The sequence below is a fragment of the Arthrobacter sp. FW306-1B-F12A genome (genome assembly GCF_058781865.1).
Map to the genome: position 1 here is coordinate 91025 of NZ_JBYSXD010000005.1, position 16207 is coordinate 107231.

At 63.0% G+C, this 16207-nt stretch carries 16 protein-coding genes; 7 read left to right on the forward strand and 9 right to left on the reverse strand.

What is annotated here, in order from left to right; all coding sequences use genetic code 11:
• Positions 1-4: 4 nt before the first annotated feature.
• The 5 genes from AC3WJU_RS04420 to AC3WJU_RS04440 form a co-directional block, all read right to left on the reverse strand.
• Positions 5-1036 (reverse strand): sugar phosphate isomerase/epimerase family protein, encoded by a 1032-nt coding sequence (locus AC3WJU_RS04420; RefSeq protein WP_492259239.1) that lies wholly within the window; start codon positions 1034-1036, stop codon positions 5-7.
• 282 nt (positions 1037-1318) lie between these two features.
• On the reverse strand, positions 1319-2017 hold the full coding sequence (locus AC3WJU_RS04425) for a GntR family transcriptional regulator (protein ID WP_284989712.1): 699 nt from the start codon (positions 2015-2017) through the stop codon (positions 1319-1321).
• Between the two features lie 132 nt (positions 2018-2149).
• The gene (locus AC3WJU_RS04430; protein WP_284989711.1) at positions 2150-3220 is read right to left on the reverse strand and encodes an alkene reductase; all 1071 of its coding nucleotides are present in this window, start codon (positions 3218-3220) and stop codon (positions 2150-2152) included.
• 89 nt (positions 3221-3309) lie between these two features.
• Positions 3310-4194, reverse strand: a complete 885-nt coding sequence (locus AC3WJU_RS04435) for a hypothetical protein (protein WP_492259240.1) — start codon at positions 4192-4194, stop codon at positions 3310-3312.
• 50 nt (positions 4195-4244) lie between these two features.
• Complete coding sequence (locus AC3WJU_RS04440) at positions 4245-4880, reverse strand: DUF6318 family protein (protein WP_492259241.1); 636 nt, start codon at positions 4878-4880, stop codon at positions 4245-4247.
• Between the two features lie 361 nt (positions 4881-5241).
• On the opposite strand from AC3WJU_RS04440, the gene AC3WJU_RS04445 reads away from it, so the two are divergent.
• Positions 5242-5694 (forward strand): DUF488 domain-containing protein, encoded by a 453-nt coding sequence (locus AC3WJU_RS04445; RefSeq protein WP_492259242.1) that lies wholly within the window; start codon positions 5242-5244, stop codon positions 5692-5694.
• On the opposite strand, the gene AC3WJU_RS04450 is transcribed toward AC3WJU_RS04445, so the two are convergent.
• Both AC3WJU_RS04450 and AC3WJU_RS04455 read right to left on the reverse strand, forming a co-directional pair.
• Positions 5691-6542 (reverse strand): DUF8757 domain-containing protein, encoded by an 852-nt coding sequence (locus AC3WJU_RS04450; RefSeq protein ID WP_492259243.1) that lies wholly within the window; start codon positions 6540-6542, stop codon positions 5691-5693. The two genes, AC3WJU_RS04445 and AC3WJU_RS04450, sit on opposite strands and share 4 nt — an antisense overlap.
• 313 nt (positions 6543-6855) lie before the next feature.
• The gene (locus AC3WJU_RS04455; RefSeq protein ID WP_492259244.1) at positions 6856-8607 is read right to left on the reverse strand and encodes a purine-cytosine permease family protein; all 1752 of its coding nucleotides are present in this window, start codon (positions 8605-8607) and stop codon (positions 6856-6858) included.
• A 234-nt stretch (positions 8608-8841) separates the two neighbouring features.
• On the opposite strand from AC3WJU_RS04455, the gene bioB reads away from it, so the two are divergent.
• Genes bioB through AC3WJU_RS04485 form a run of 6 tightly spaced genes read left to right on the forward strand, consistent with a single transcriptional unit; the run spans position 8842 to position 14407 of the window.
• Entirely contained in the window at positions 8842-9870 is a 1029-nt protein-coding gene (gene bioB / locus AC3WJU_RS04460) for a biotin synthase BioB (protein WP_492259245.1), read from the forward strand.
• Complete coding sequence (gene bsaP, locus AC3WJU_RS04465) at positions 9867-10118, forward strand: biotin synthase auxiliary protein BsaP (RefSeq protein WP_492259246.1); 252 nt, start codon at positions 9867-9869, stop codon at positions 10116-10118. Before bioB ends, bsaP begins: the two co-directional genes overlap by 4 nt.
• Positions 10115-11425, forward strand: a complete 1311-nt coding sequence (locus tag AC3WJU_RS04470) for an adenosylmethionine--8-amino-7-oxononanoate transaminase (protein WP_492259247.1) — start codon at positions 10115-10117, stop codon at positions 11423-11425. Before bsaP ends, AC3WJU_RS04470 begins: the two co-directional genes overlap by 4 nt.
• An 8-nt stretch (positions 11426-11433) precedes the next feature.
• Positions 11434-12609 carry an 8-amino-7-oxononanoate synthase gene (locus AC3WJU_RS04475; RefSeq protein WP_492259271.1) on the forward strand — a complete coding sequence of 392 codons (1176 nt, stop codon included), beginning with the start codon at positions 11434-11436 and terminating at the stop codon, positions 12607-12609.
• The gene (gene bioD, locus AC3WJU_RS04480; RefSeq protein ID WP_492259248.1) at positions 12606-13286 is read left to right on the forward strand and encodes a dethiobiotin synthase; all 681 of its coding nucleotides are present in this window, start codon (positions 12606-12608) and stop codon (positions 13284-13286) included. Before AC3WJU_RS04475 ends, bioD begins: the two co-directional genes overlap by 4 nt.
• The gene (locus AC3WJU_RS04485) at positions 13283-14407 is read left to right on the forward strand and encodes a cytochrome P450 (protein WP_307054024.1); all 1125 of its coding nucleotides are present in this window, start codon (positions 13283-13285) and stop codon (positions 14405-14407) included. Before bioD ends, AC3WJU_RS04485 begins: the two co-directional genes overlap by 4 nt.
• Here the strand turns inward: AC3WJU_RS04485 and AC3WJU_RS04490 are convergent.
• Both AC3WJU_RS04490 and AC3WJU_RS04495 read right to left on the reverse strand, forming a co-directional pair.
• Positions 14391-14648 carry a hypothetical protein gene (locus AC3WJU_RS04490; RefSeq protein WP_306962195.1) on the reverse strand — a complete coding sequence of 86 codons (258 nt, stop codon included), beginning with the start codon at positions 14646-14648 and terminating at the stop codon, positions 14391-14393. The two genes, AC3WJU_RS04485 and AC3WJU_RS04490, sit on opposite strands and share 17 nt — an antisense overlap.
• A gap of 2 nt (positions 14649-14650) precedes the next feature.
• Positions 14651-16060, reverse strand: a complete 1410-nt coding sequence (locus AC3WJU_RS04495; RefSeq protein WP_492259249.1) for a glycosyltransferase family 2 protein — start codon at positions 16058-16060, stop codon at positions 14651-14653.
• Between the last annotated feature and the right edge of the window lie 147 nt (positions 16061-16207).

A 16207-nucleotide genomic window follows, 5' to 3' on the forward strand; every position in this document is an offset into this window, starting at 1 on the left:
GGTTCTAGACGCCAGCCAGTTGGGAGGGTGCGGACTGGTTGGAGCCGGTCCGGCCGGAAGGCTGCTGCCGGCCCTGGGCTACCTGGCTCTGGCCGAGGACGTAGTTCTCGGTCTTCGGAAGAACTTGCCGCCGGAGGTATTCCTGGTTGCTCGCCGTGACGCTGAGCCCGTCGCCGCCGTAGTGCTCGGTGCACAAGATGCCCTGGAAGCCTACCGACAGCGCGAGTTTGAAAGCCTCGCGGTAGTTGATCAGGCCGCTCTCCATCGGCGCGGGCATGGTGATGTAGCTGTCCCGGGCCACGTCTTCGTCGCGGATGTAGTTCTTCATGTGCCAGTAGTTGGAGTAGGGCAGGGTCTTGGCCACCATCTCGCGCCAGTCCTCGATGGGACGGTGGAGGCGGATGAGGTTGCCAAGGTCCGGGTTGAGGCCAACGTTGTCCAGCCCGATATCCTGCACCAGCCGGACCGAGGAATCGGCGGTGCCGAGGTAGGTGTCCTCATACATTTCCAGGGAGAGGAGGATGCCGGTTTGCGCGGCGTGCTCACCGAGTTCCCGCAAGCGGGCGACGGCGTTGCCCCAGGCTTCCTTGTCCCCCGCCGGGTCCTTGTAGCCTTCCACCGTCCAGAACCACAGCTGCTTTCGCTGCTCGGCGGTGATGGCCTGGTGCAGTCCGAAGGAGACAACCTCGCAGCCGAGTTCGGCTGCGGCATCGATGGTCCGGTGGCTGTACGCCAGGTTCTCGGCCCAGTCGCGGGTGTGGATGATACTGCGGCGGATAGCCGAGATGACCGGGATGCCAATGCCAACGTGCTCCGCGGTCTGCTTGAACTCGGCGAGGCGTTCCTTGCCGAGGTCCCCCGGGCGGACCCAGCTGTCCGTGAGGTCTGCGTTGGCAAATCCTGCGTCCTTGACTTCCTGCAGGACCTCGGCCCAAGCGGAAGCATCGGCGTCGTTGATGTGCTGTCCCGTGGCGTCAGTGCCGGGGAACTGGAGTAGGGCCGCGGTGATGGGCCAGGTTTCGGCGGTGTAAGCCATAGTTTTCACTCCTTCGTGGAATCCTGTTTCCTATAGGATTTACTATTCAGGCAAGGCTGTCAACATATTTATTCGGACTTCCGTGGGCTGGCCCCGCCTCTTCGCACCCTAGCTCCGCGTCATCAAAGATCCTATATGTCTTACATATGTTTGTGAAGTGGGTCACCGGACGCCGCGTTCGCCGCGCACGCAAAAGGCCCGCCGTTAGGCGGGCCTTCGGGGTCTGGCGGCGTCGGGTCGCCGTCCTGGATCGCCGTCGGACTCGGCTTGGGCGGCGGGAGATCAGTCAGCGGGTGCGTCGGCGATGGCCCGGGCGCGGACCTTGTGCACGTGGTCGGCCATGGCGGCCGCGGCCTGTTCCGGGTCACCGCTCGCCAGCGCGTCGAGCACTGCTTGGTGTTCCGCAATGGCCTGGTCTGCGTCGGTGATGCCCACTCCCCCGAACAGTCGGAACCGCTGGACCTGGCCACCCAGCGCGGCGTAGGCAGCAAGCATGAATTGGTTGCCGGACTGCTCGGCGATCAGCTTATGGAAGCGCTCATCGGCGTCGAGATAGTCCCGGAATTCCACGAAAGACGGGCCTCGAGGAGCAGTCTCCAGGTCCTTCACAGCCTCCCGCAGATCCGCCAAACCCTCCGGAGTGATCCGGCTGCACGCCAAGCGGGCATTCACGGGCTCAATCGCGAGCCGGGCCTCCATGAGTTCGGCAAAATCCTCGCGCGTGAAAACCGGGGCCACCCTGTACCCCTTGAGGGCAACCCGGCGGACCATGCCTGTGTGCTCCAGCCGCGCCAGTGCCTCGCGCACCGGCGTAGGCGAAACGTCCAATTCCCGCGCCGTCCCGTCGATGCTGACCGCGGCTCCCGGTTCGAGCCGGCCGTCCATGAGCCACGCGAGAAGTTCCTCATACACGTGGTCGGCGAGAACCTGGCGGCTGACGGGCCGGCCGGGGGCGCGGTCCCGGGAGGAAGCGAGTTTCATAAACAAATCCTATAGGAATGGTCTCTTTGCGGCGGCTCCGGACGCCCTATGCGGACTCTGAAGCCTCGCGGGCACGGTTAAACCCCGACGGCGGCCCCTTTCGCAGGTGCCGCCGTCGCGGTTTCGGGGGTTCTAGTTGGCGTAGAACGGGTAGTCGGTGTACCCCTTCGCGCCTTCGCCGTAGAACGTGGACGGATCCGGTTCATTGAGCGGGAGGCCTTCACGCCACCTGCGCGCAAGGTCCGGGTTGGCGATGGCCGGGCGGCCAACCACCACGGCGTCGGCGTGACCGTCGGCCACGAGTGCCAGGGCTTCATCCCGGGTGGTCACTACGCCAAAGCCGGTGTTGACGAGGAAGGTGCCGTTGAAGCGCTCGCGCAGGTCCTGGACGAGCTCACCCTTGGGATCATGGTGGAGGATGCTGAGGTAGGCGAGGTTGAGCGAGGCGATGGTGTCCACCAGGACTTCATAGGTGGCGCGGACATCCGCGGGGTCTGTCTCGGCGATTCCCTGGACCGAGTGCTCAGGGGAAATCCGGATGCCGACCCGGTTGGCGCCCAAGGCTTCTACCACCGCGTTGACGGTCTCGATCACAAAGCGTGCACGGTTTTCCGGCGAACCGCCGTAGCTGTCAGTGCGGACGTTGGTGTTGGGTGCCAGGAATTCGTGCAGCAGGTAGCCATTCGCAGAGTGGAGCTCGACGCCGTCGAATCCTGCCTCGACGGCGTTCCGGGAAGCCGTGACGATTTCCTGGATCACCGAGGGAAGTTCATCGGTGCTCAGTTCGCGGGGCACCGGATAGGGCTTCTTGCCGTTCGGCGTGCGCACTTCGCCGTCGATGGCCACGGCACTGGGTGCCACGATCTCCTGACCGCCCGTGATGTCCGAGTGGGAAACGCGGCCACCGTGCATGACTTGGGCGAAAATCCGGCCACCCTCGGCATGGACGGCGTCCGTCACTTTCTTCCAGCCGGCGATCTGTTCCTCGGTGACGAGGCCAGGCTGTCCCGGGTAGGACTGGCCCGCGGGCGTGGGGTACGTGCCCTCGCTGACGATCAGCCCGAGGGAAGCACGCTGCCGATAGTGCTCCGCGACCAGCGGGCCGGGAACGCCTTCGACGCCCGAACGGAGGCGGGTCAGCGGCGCCATGACCAAGCGGTTGGGAATTTCAATCTCGCCGAGAGTCAAAGGGGAAAACAACATGGGCAGTGCCTTTCAAACGGGAACAGGTCCACTGGGGGCAACTGCCGCGCGCCTGCAACTATTCCTGTTGAGACGCGGATCACACGCCCTTAGGGAACGCCCGGGCAGCCTTCGCCCCGCGGATTCACGATGCAGTTGTCGGCGTAGTTGCGCGTGATCGACCTCCAGACGCTCACCTTCTGGGACGGCGACGCAAATTGTCCTGTGCCGGGAATCGGCATGTCAGGACCGCCGTTCACGGAGTAGGTGCCGCGGAAGGTGGTGGTCAGGGAGATCTGAAAGTCACCGGTCTGTTGATACACGTGGCTTGTTCTGGTCTTTTGGCCCCATTCGGACTCCGGAAGCGGCCCGCCAGCAAACGGTGTTGGCCCGAGGCTGCTGCCGTCCCCGTAGGCATAGGTGTACTCCACGGGGGTTGCGACTATGTGGACTCGCTGGCCGAGGATCGTGACATCGAATTGCTGCTCAACGGCGTCCGCGAAGATGTTTGTTTCAGCGCCCTTGAGCGTGTGCGGGCTTGGTTGAGCGGTAAGGCTAGCCGGTTTGATGGGAAGGTTGCGGAAGTCGCTCTCGATTCTCGCTGCAATCCTCTGCAAGACATCTTCGGGCTTTTCGTCGTACAGGCACGACGGACCGTTGTTACCCGATTTCCAGTCGACCCACGTGGGATTTGAAAGCGCTTTGGGCGCTACCTTCCAGATGACAGGCGTTCCGGACTTCCCACCGGGCTCGCGGGGCAGGCATTGAACCTGTCCGGGAAGGCACTTCTTGTCCAAGGCATTCTCGTCAACCTGGCATTGGAGCTCTGCCTTGTATTGGTTGGGGTCATCGCTGACGAAGTTTGGAGGGGCGAGCATGAATTCGCCGGTCTGGGGGTCACGGACATAGACAATCGGTTTTACGCCCAGGTTGGTCCAGCCAATCTCTTCACTATCAGCTGCGGCGCCAGCTGGCCGCTCACCAACGCCGACCAAGAGAAAAAGCCATATCGCACCTAGACCTACTCGGAGCCAGCTTCCCCGGCTCATTGCAAGGGATTCACTGCGTCGAGCCTCCAGACACCATCGACAAATCGTAAGAATGCAACGTTGCCCGTGTTGGTTGCCTCAGTCGGTTTCCGATATTCAGTGCCGTCCGGGCTCCAGTAGTAGATCTTGCTCTGGATTACTTGAACAACTACCGGAATGCTCTGATCGGGTTGCGGCTTGAAGGTGGATGAAACCGACGGCGTCGAAAAGATACCACCGCTAATCCAGCGGTCGCTGGTATAGGCTTTCGGAACAACTCTCTTGACGCCCTCACACATCTCACAGCTTCCTCCGGTGATCTTTGTGAGCGGCCCAACGTCGCCGGTCTCATACGCATAACCCATTACCTGAAACCAATGGGCTGTAAACGCCTCCGCGCCTTCCTTCGTGTTCGCCTTCGCGGCCTCCGGCAACACGGGAACCGGGACGTTCTCGGCTTTCCCTTTGGCGTCCGCGGGTTTGTAAACAGCCGTCGGGGTCGGAGAGGGAGTAGCGGTGGCACTGTCTGAAGCAGAATCTGTAGGCGACGCAGACTGCGGCTGGGTAGTGTTCCCGCACGCAGTCAGCGTCAACGCCGTGCCAAGGCTGACAATCATGAAAAAGCGAGCAGAAACCGAGGTGCGTGGAGTCATGGTTTGCTATCCCCAAATAGTTTTCAAGACTAAACGTTTCCAAAAAGGGTAGCTTAATTGCCCGTCGTGGCGGGAAAGTTATCCACAGGCTCCAACTTTTTCTCCACCAGCACGGCGTAGCAGAAAGGGGAAAGTAGAGGAGGGGCAAAGTCGCCGCCGGACCCAAGTGGACATACTTCCGTGGCTGCGGCACGTCATCTCCAGCGAGCCCTTGCGGCGGTGGGCAGACCCACGCTCCGCACTCGTTGGCCTTCTCCGCCACTGTATTTGACCCGCTATCCAATGGAGGCGGCGAGGCAATACGACCAGTCCCCCGAGCGCAGTGAAATCTCAGCTCCGTGTCCCGTGAAAGAATGGTGTGATGTGGACGGAGACCAGCGGGATCATCGGCGTGGGCTACGAGGGGCACGATATTTCCTCGTTCATCGCGTTTCTTGAGCCTTGGAAGATCGATGTGCTTGTCGACGTGCGCCTGAACGCTATCTCGCGAAAAAAGGGATTCTCTAAGAATGCGCTCTCATCGGCCTTGGCCGAAGCCGGCATTCGCTACCAGCATCTTCCAACCCTGGGCAATCCCAAAGACAACCGCGACGGATTCTGGTCGCCTGGTACGAATGCAGCGAAACAAGCCCACGAGCGGTATCGCGAGCTGCTGCGTGCCGCTCCGGCCCATGCCGCGCTCATGAACCTCGCCAAACTCGGGACGAGCGAACATGTGGCACTGCTCTGCTTTGAAGCCTCAGAGATTTGCTGCCATCGTCGACTCATTCTCGAAGCGGTTGAGGCTGAAGCTGGGGCGCTGGCTCACATTTAGTTTGGAGACTGAGACCTGTAGACTCCAATAACACTGAATGCCAAGGGATGCTTCAATTGATTGCCCACGAAGAACAAGGGCCGACGATCAGGAGCACACATCTCGGTGAAGAACCTCTTGCGAATCTCGGACATCGCCGTCGAGTCATCGAGGTGCTTGAGCCTCCGCTCCAGCGCAACGAGCTCCCAATCAAGCAAGCCTTGGAAATGCCCTCGACAATTCACTTCCTCGCAGAAGTATGAGTACTTTCCCTCGAACCGAGGCGCCTCCAAAAGTTCCACTTTGGGAGCATCGCCGAATAGATCCTCTTGACCAAGGTTCACCTCTAGTTTCTGCATCTGCTCGGGAGTCCAGCCTTGATGAAGGGTCAGTTTGAAATCTCGAACCTCACGCGGGCGGACGACGGCGAGGGAGGGGAACGCTTTCCCTTCCCTCTGAGCCCCGAGTATCCCGCACATGGTCCACTGCGACGAAAGCGGTGACACATATCGATGGCGCGGTTTCCATGGCTTTAGGTGCGTAATCGCTTGTATTGTTGAACGATCCGGAATGTAGCTTTCGCTTCTCGGGTCCTTCATCGCAGGTTTAACTTGCACCCTTATCAAATCGTATTTTGTGAACTTGAGATATTCCTCCATCGACCGAAACGGAATGGGATACAACCTTATCCATTCCGGGCCCGTGTCACGCATGCGGATGCCTGCAACGCAGACGGTATCTCCATAAGCTGCCGACGGCTGGGGCGCGGCCTTTACTACAACCAAGACGTCTGCACTATCCCAGCGGCTGCCTGCTTCCTTCGGGTAGTAGCTCCGGCCCTCGCCATCGAGTGGCAACTGATCAAACATTCATTTCCCCAATCCTGTTTCAATAATTATGCACAGGAGAACCGTTGTTTGTTGTTGAAAAGTTGTGATTCCTGCCCCAGTTCACCACGTTCGTTGGTTCGGTTCACTAACGGCATTCTGCGCATGGTAAATCTCAACGGATCAGCATCCGAAAAGCTCTGGATGTCGGAGTAGAGGATTCGGCTGTGGGTGTCACCAGCGTGGCCCAGCACAACCAGCCCACCACAACAAACACAAACCAAAGGCCCCGACGACGGGACCGCGGCCAGGCCGCCCATCCGTCGTCGAGGCCTATGGGACCTTGAGCACCCGCCTACTTTTGGGCCGGCAGGACCAACCCGCCCGACTTATCCGTCGACAAAGCGAGCGAAGAGATGAACTGCGGTTCGCCGTCGGGCCCATCCTGGGCCGAGCGGACCATGTCCGGGCGCTCGAACTCCAGTCCGGTCACGTGGCACAGCAGCTTGGCGTCGCTCGGGTTGCCGTCGGCGTCGAACATCGGCAGATCGATTCCGTCGTCGGAGCGGCGTAGGTAGTACTTCCCGCGGGTCAACACGGCCAGCGCTGGCGGCAGCACAAGCGCAAGCCCAACGGCGAAGATCGGCGAATATGGCTGCACGGCCGAGCCGAAAGCGCCGAAGAACACCGCAATCGAGATAACGGCCGAAACCAACATCGACACGAAGCCCACCGGGTTGACGGCGTAAAGCATGCCTCGGCGGAATTCGGGAACCTTGGGCGAAATCTTGAGCAAATACTTGTTGATGGCAATATCGGACGCAACGGTAACCACCCATGCCATGGCGCAATTCGCGTAGAACCCAAGGATGGTGTTCAGGAACTCGAACATATTCGCTTCCATCAGCACCAGCGCAATCACCAGGTTCACCACCACGAACACCATGCGCCCCGGGTAACTCTTGGTGATGCGCGTGAAGCTGTTGGTCCACGCGAGCGAGCCGGAGTAGGCATTGGTCACGTTGATCTTGATTTGCGAAATGACCACAAGCACCACGGCCAAGGTCATCGCCAGCCAAGCCGGCATCATTTCCTGGTACACGCCAAGGAATTGATGCACCGGCTCGTTGGCATGCGCGGAGGCGGCTGGATCCTGGGTCGCAATCAGGTAGATGGCAATGAACATGCCCACGATCTGCTTGATCGCGCCGAAAATCACCCAGCCCGGCCCCGCCAGGATCACGGCACGCCACCAAGCACCACGGTTCTCGGCGGTCTTGGGAGGCATGAAACGCAAATAGTCAATCTGCTCCGCGATCTGCGCCATGAGCGACAGGCAGACACCCGCGGCCAGCATCACGGAGGCCAGGTTGGTGCCTTCAGCGCCGGATTTGCCCGTGAACGCGAAGAATTCCCCGATGCTGTCCGGGTGCGAAATCACCAAATACCCCACGGGAACCACCATGAGCAGGAGCCACAAAGGAGTGGTCCACACCTGCAACTTGGACAAGGCCTTCATCCCGTAAATCACCAAGGGAATCACAATAAGCGTGGACGCCGCATAACCGAGCCACTGCGGGATGCCCAGCCCAAGTTCCAGGCCTTGAGCCATGATGGAACCCTCAAGCGCGAAGAAGATGAACGTGAACGTCGCGAAAATGACGTTGGTGACCACCGAGCCGTAATAGCCGAATCCGGAACCCCGCGTGATGAGGTCAAGATCAATGTTGTACCGGGCCGCGTAGTAGGCCAAGGGAAATCCGGTGGCGAAAATGACCACGGCCGCCACCACGATTCCGAAAATAGCGTTCACGGTGCCGTACGAAATACCGATGTTCGCACCGATCGAGAAATCAGCCAAATACGCGATTCCACCGAGCGCACTCGTCGCCACCACACCCGCACCCCATTTGCGGTAGGACCGTGGCGCGAACCTGAGGGTGTAGTCCTCCAGGCTCTCCTTCGCTGCGCTCATCGCATCGGCATTACCAGCCGTGCGGCTCCCTGCGCCTAGCGCCTCCGAAGGTTCGACGACGGCGACCCCCACCGGGGAGCCACCCGCCGTCAGGGGTTCAAGCACTTGCGTTGTCTTCGAATCGTCAGTCATCCCCGCAACTTTCCTCGTCTCGACATCTTTCCCCGATGAACATGGGCTCGACGCTATCGGCGGGATGGAACCACGGAGTCACCACGATGTTTCCGCGCTGTAACTTATCCAGCGAGTTGGACGCCAAGATTGCGGCTCCGGGTTTGTGGACGTCCAACAAAATCGCGGTCTCGCAGGCCCACTACCGTCGTGAAGGAACGCACCATCCCCTGCAAGTAACGGCCGAGGAGCATCATGACCACCCAGCCAAACCCAAGGCGTACGTCCACCTATCCGATTCTGGAAACAGCCCGCGAGCAAGTCCTCGCGAAAGGCGAAGGACTCAGCGAAGCCCAACTGCTCGAGATCCTCGAGCTCCCGGACGATGCCATTCCCGAAGCCCTGCAGCTTGCCCACGAAGTCCGCCTGGAGCACTGCGGCGAGGACGTCGAAGTGGAGGGAATCATCTCCATCAAGACCGGAGGATGCCCTGAGGACTGCCACTTCTGTAGCCAGTCGGGCCTCTTTGACAGTCCGGTCCGGGGCGTCTGGCTCGACATCCCCGAGCTCGTGAAGGCCGCGAAGGAAACCGCCGCCACCGGGGCCACGGAGTTCTGCATCGTCGCAGCCGTCCGAGGCCCGGACATCAAGCTCATGAACCAGATCAAGTTCGCGATCGACCGCATCAACGCAGAAGTGGACATCAACATCGCGTGCTCGCTGGGCATGCTCACCCAGCGCCAAATGGACCAACTCGCCGAATGGGGCGTCCACCGCTACAACCACAACCTCGAAACCGCGCGCAGCTACTTCCCCGAAGTCGTCACCACGCACACCTACGAGGAACGCCTCGATACTTGCAACATGGTCAAGGCGGCCGGCATGGAACTGTGCTGCGGTGCCCTGATCGGCATGGGCGAAACCACCGCCCAGCGCGCCGAACTCGCCAGCCAGCTTGCGGCCCTCGAACCGCACGAAGTCCCGCTGAACTTCCTCAATCCGCGCCCGGGAACGCCCCTCGAAAACCAGGGAATCATGGACGGCAAGGACGCCCTCCGCGCCATAGCGGCGTTCCGCCTCGCCATGCCGCGGACCGTGCTGCGTTACGCCGGCGGACGGGAACTGACCCTGGGCGACCTCGGCACGCGCGAAGGCCTCATGGGCGGCATCAACGCGGTGATCGTCGGCAACTACCTCACCACGCTCGGCCGACCCGCCGACGCAGACCTCAACCTCCTCGTGGAACTGAACATGCCCATCAAGGAACTCCAGAAGTCGCTGTGAGTACTGTTGAGACGGCAGGCTTCTGCGGGCACTGCGGCGGACCCGCCACGCAAGCCGGACCCGCCATGCAGGGCGACCCGGTACCCCAAGGTGAGCGCCCGACGTCGGACGCCCACCTGGGCTGCCAGCAGCGCCTCGCGATGGAGCCTCCCCGCTATTGCGCTGTCTGCCGGCGCCGCATGAAAGTCCAGGTCACGCCGCTCGGCTGGACCGCTGAATGCTCGCGCCACGGCCGGGTTACGCCATGAGCGTCATCCAGCGTGACCGGGCAAGCCTCTGGCATCCCTACGCTCCGGCGTCGGGGACGCTGCCGTTGTGGGAAGTCGAAGACGCCGACGGCGTGACGCTGCGGCTCCGCGACGAAACCGGCCAACGCCACGAGGTGCTCGATGCCATGTCCTCCTGGTGGTCGGTCATCCACGGGTACCGGAATCCCGTCCTGGATGCCGCGGCGAAGCGCCAACTAGCTACCTTCAGCCACGTGATGTTCGGCGGCCTCACCCATAAACCCGCCGTCGAATTGGCCGAACGGCTGGTCGCCATGGCCCCTTCCGCGGCGGATCGGCCGAGGTTGGAGCGGGTTTTCCTGGCGGATTCTGGATCGGTGTCCGTGGAGGTGGCGCTCAAGCTCGCGGTACAGTTCCAGACTGCGTCGGGGTTCCCCAAGAGGCAACGCTTCCTCAGCATCCGCGGCGGTTACCATGGCGACACCTTCGCGGCGATGGGGGTCTGCGACCCCGTCGACGGCATGCACTCGGCCTTCCCCGGGCTGCTCGGAGCCAATGTGTTCGCCGCGAGGCCACCCGCCGCGGGCGCGCCGCCCGAGGAAATCGCGGAATGGCAGGCGTGCACCGAAGCCCTCGCCCAACAACACGCCAACGAACTCGCCGCGATCATCGTGGAACCCGTGCTTCAAGGCGCCGGCGGCATGTTCATCTACCCCGCCGAATGCCTGCGCATCCTCCGCGACATCGCCGATCGACACGGGATCCTCCTGATCCTCGACGAGATCGCAACGGGCTTCGGCCGCACGGGCGAGCTCTTCGCCGCACAGCACGCCGGCGTGGTTCCAGACATCATGTGCGGCGGCAAAGCCCTCACGGGCGGTTACCTCACGCTCGCGGCGATGCTCTGCACGGGCGAAGTGGCGGCCCGCGTATCGAGCGGCGGTGCCGGCGCCTTGCTGCACGGACCGACGTTCATGGGCAATCCGCTCGCGTGTTCCGTGGCCAATGCGAGCCTGGGAATTCTCGACGGCGGCGGGTGGCGCAGCGATGTGGCCCGGATCGGCTCGGGCCTGGCGGCCGGCCTCGAAGCTGCAAATGCGTTCGACGCCGTCAAGGACGTCCGCACCATCGGCGCCGTGGGCGTCATCGAGTTGAACACGGAAGTGGACGTCGCCGCAGTGACGAGTGCCGCCGTCGGGCATGGAGTGTGGGTGCGGCCGTTCCGGACCCTTGTTTACGCGATGCCGCCCTACATCAGCACCGCCGAGGAGATCCGGCGGATCGCAGAGGGTATGGTGGCGGCCGTTGCCGAGGTGCACGGGCCATGAGCAGGTCAATGACCGCGTGGTTGGAACAGCAGGCCGCGGTCCGCGAGCGCCGCGGCCTCGTCCGTTCGCCCTTGACGCGCCTCGGTCCGGACGCTGCGGTGGACCTGGCGAGCAACGACTATCTTGGACTCGCGACGGACCCGAGGCTGGCAGAGGCCGCCCGCGAAGCGATTGGCCGTTGGGGAACCGGTGCCACGTCCTCGCGGCTGGTTGCCGGTACCACGGCGCTGCACCTCGAGCTCGAATCCGAGCTCGCGAGCCTCACCGGCATGGAATCGGCGTTGGTCTTCTCGTCCGGATACTTGGCGAATCTAGGGGTCACTACGGCGCTCGGAGGCCCCGGGACGCTCATCGTGGCCGACGAGCATTGCCATGCTTCGCTGATTGACGGTTTCCGCTTGAGCCGGTCGAGGGTGGAAACGGTCCCGCACAACGACCTCAGCGCTACCGAGCACTGTCTGCGGACCCGTACCGAGCCCAGGGCCCTGATCGCCGTCGAGTCCATCTACAGTGTCTTCGGCGATGCCGCCCCGCTCCCCCGGCTGTTGGCGCTGGCCGAAGAGCACGACGCGATGCTCATCGTGGACGAAGCCCATAGCCTCGGCGTTTCGGGCCGTGGCGCGTTCGAGGGCCACGGCGCAGTGGCCGGAACGGATCTCTCGGGCCACCCCAACGTGGTGCTGACTGCGACGCTTTCCAAGTCGCTCGGCAGCCAAGGGGGTGCCGTGCTTGGCAGCGCGCTGCTCCGCGAGCACCTCGTCAACCGGGCCCGCAGCTTCATCTTCGACACCGGGCTCGCACCGTCGTCCGCGGCGGCTGCCCTGGCCGCCGTCGGGATCATCCGCACTGAACCGTGGCGTGCGGCGGCAGTTCACCACAACGCCGCCAGCCTCAGCGCCGGACTGGCGCCCGTGCTGCGCGAGCCGGGCATCGCCGTCGTGCCCGTTGGCGCGCCGCTCCAGACGGCAGGTGCCGTTCAGTCCGTTCCCATGCCCTCCGCTGCGGCCGCACTTGCGGCGAGCCAGGCGGCGCACGGGGCGGGTGTCCGCGTCGGCTGCTTCCGGCCGCCCTCGGTGCCCGACGGCGTCTCGCGCCTCAGGCTGACGGCCCGCGCCACCCTCACTCCCCGCGACATCGACTACGCGTGCGCAACGTTGCGCCGCATCCTGGAGGAAATGCCATGAAACTGCCGCCCATAGTGCTGGTCACCGGAACGGACACCGGCGTCGGCAAGACAGTCACGACGGCGGCGCTTGCGTCCGCGCTGCAGGCGGACGGTCGCTCGGTGGCCGTGTACAAGCCGTGCCAGAGCGGCGCCGGGACGGGCGACTCCGATTGCGCCGAAATCACCCGCTTGGCCGGACCGCTCACAGCCGAGGCCGGCGTCGTGCTCCAAGAACCCCTCGCCCCGGTGCCCGCGGCCGCGCTGGACGGCGTCACGCTGCCTCAGCTTGCGGCATATGCCGCGCGCGTCCGCGAACTTGCCGGCACGCATGACCATGTTCTCGTGGAGGGTTCCGGCGGTCTCCTCGTGGAGTTGGACCCCGACGGCGGCACGCTGGCGGATCTGGGCAGCCGCCTTGGCAGTGACGCGACTTTTGTGGTGGTTGCCCGCCCCGCGTTGGGAACCCTGAACCACACGGCGCTGACGCTCGAAGCCCTGGAACGCAGGGATTTGGCTGTGCATGGAGTGATTCTGGGAACCTGGCCGGACGACCCGGGCGTGCTGGAACACGGCAACCGGGCGGCGCTCGGCATGTTGCGGCCGCTTCTTGGGGTGCTTCCCGAGCGCGCCGCGGACCTCCCACCCGTGACGTTCCGGGCGGCGAGTGTGCACTGGCTGAGCGGGGCTTGGTCATGAACACCACTACTGCCAGCGCCCAGACGTGCCCGTATCTGGTGCTGCGGGAGCCCGCGGCTGTGCGGGAAGTCCTGCACCGGCCGGAAGACTTCAGCCCGGCGAATGCCCTCATCGCTGTGACACCTTTGTCCGGACCATCGTTGCGGGTCCTGCAGCGCGCCCGCTTCGCGCTGCCGCCGGTGCTGGCCAGCAATGACACGGCTTCCCACGCTGGCATTCGCAAGGTGGTGGCCGGGTTCTTTACCCCGGCAACGGTGGGTGCTTTTGAGCCGCGCATCCGCGGCATCGCGCGGGATGCCGCTGCCGCCGCTGTTGGCCTGCTGGAAACGGGTGAGCAAGTGGATCTGGTGCAGGCCGTGGCAGCGTACCCGCCGGCGATCGTGATGTTGGAGCTTCTGGGACTCCCTGTCCGTGATCTTCCGGAGCTAAAAGCCTGGAGCCTGGACTCTCTCGAGCTCTTCTGGGGCTGGCCGGATCCCGAGCGGCAACTGGAACTAGCGCACAGCGCGGCCGGGTTCTACAGCTGGCTGCGGGAACTCGTCCTCGAAGCCGTGGCATCCCCCGGACGCAATCTCTTTCGCTCCTTGGCGGAGCACGGCCTCAGCACGCCGGAGATCTGTTCCCTCGGCTACTTCCTGCTCATCGCAGGGCAGGAAACCACCACCCAGCTCATCAGCACGGCGCTATTCCGGCTTGCCGAGGGATCAGTCGGCTTTGACTGGAAAAACGCGGCCTCCGGAACCACTGCACGGGACCTCATCCGGCACGTCCTGGCTACGGAATCCTCCGTTCCCACATGGCGCCGGGTTGCCGCCCAGGACACAGTGCTCGACGGCGAGCGCGTCCCCGCCGGCGCCGAAATCCTCCTGGAACTCACGGGCAACCACGCGTCATCCGGCCGGGCTTCGGCGGCCCACGAGCAGGGTCCCACGGCCTACGGGCTGGCCTTCGGCTCAGGGATTCACCGTTGCCTTGGTGCGAAGCTCGCGGAACTGGAGGCCGCCGTCGTCGTGCAGGAAACCGCGGCAGCGCTGCATGGCGTCCGTTTGGCAGAGCCGAACCCCGAGTGGCTCCGCCTACTATCTTTCCAAGCTCCGCGGACGGTCAGCGTCGGGATTTGAGGAAGTCGGTGGCGTCGTTCACTGCCGGCGCATCGGGGTGGATGCTGCGGGTTTCCGATCGCTGGTTCCGGGTGCGAACCCAATCGCCGGGGTGCAGTTTCGGCAAGATTTTGGCGATGGCCAGCGCGCCATACATCAACGTATTAATCGCGACGAAGGTCGCCAAGACGGCAAACCAATCGGAATGCAGAATTCCCTCGGGAAACAGTATTCCGGTGGGAAGGGAGGCGGAAATAGCCATGATTACCCTGCCTTCGATGGTTCGCCGGTTTGTGAATGGTTGAGGTGTTTCCAGGTGGCTTGCCGGGCGAGGGAAATATCGATGATTCCCTTGACATACACCACGTTGAGGAACATGTCGAAGAACAACTCCGGAAAGAGCGTGACTGCCAAGAGGCGTGCCCGCCAGCCACCCTTCCACACGGTGACGACGCGTTCGATTGAGAAGACGACGCCGATTCCCAGCCAGAACGGGAACCAGACCCAGTTGTCCAGGGACAAAACCATCAAGAGGATCAGCAGGAGGTAAGCGCTGAGGGCAATCACTCCATAGCCAATGCCGAACTGCTGCGCCCAGTAGCGGAGCGTCTGGGGTGTGGCCCCGTAAGCCCCAAGGTTTTCAAGGGCACCCCGCTGCCAACGGAGTCGTTGCGCCCACAAGGTGCGGAAATTCGGCATCAACTCGGTGACCACAGTGCATTGCATGGGGGAAATCATGAGGCCGCCGAGGGACTTCAAGGCAATCGTGAGCTCATTGTCCTCGGTCAACGATGCCGTGTCGTAAACGTCTCCCTGAATTCCCGGGATCGATTCGCCCCGGCTCTGGGCAACGGTGCGCAAGGCACGGGGACGGAAAAGCGAGGCCGTCCCGGTCAGCACAAAAACGCGGCCACGCCGTCGTCCGATTTCCCGGGAATACCGGATATATTCGTTGCGCTGGAATTGGCCGACAATTCCGTGTCCCTCTTCCCCGTAGAAAAGACCACCTACAGCCATCAGTGCCCGGTCATTGCTCATCCGCGCAACCGCGACTTCCAGGAATCCATCGTCAAGGCGGGTGTCGGCATCCATGACCATGACGACGTCGTTGTCGCCTTGGCCTGGTAGCAGCCACTTGAGCGCCTGGTTGAGTGCGCCGGCCTTCTTCTTCGTGTTGTCCACCGATTCGAAGACCTCAACCCCGGCCTCGCGGGCAAGGGCGGCAGTTGCATCAGTGCAGTTGTCTGCAACCACAACCACCCGCTCCGGGCGGTGCGATTGGGACAAAAGCGAAGCAATAGTAGCCGGCAACGAGGCTTCTTCATTGTGCGCAGGGATCAAGACGGTCACCGTGACCGGGCCAGCATACACACCGCGGGTTTCGTCCATGACGATCTTTGGCGCCAGCGGTGTCCGGGGATGCGCGGAGCGGCGTGATCTGTTGGCAATGCGCTGCTCCAGCACAGCCACACCAGCGGATAGCAGAAGGGCAAAGGCGATGGCCACGAGAATCACGCGGGGCTGCGGCGCCACTGAATCGTAGAGAATCCTCCAGACACCGAGGACAATCCCCTCAGCCCGCGATTCGACCGCTGAATTCCCCGTCGAGGCAATAGCGAACCACAAAAGGGCCGCTGCACCGCCGACTGTTACCGCGATCACAATGCCGACCATGCGCTGAAATATCCCTCGACCCACCGGCGAATGCTATCAGTCGCACCCCGCGAGGCCGACGCTCGCTCACATCATGGGCCTTTCCGGCCGACCCTCGCTCACAAACAAGCCCTTTCCTGCCAACGCCCGCTCACATCATGTGATCGA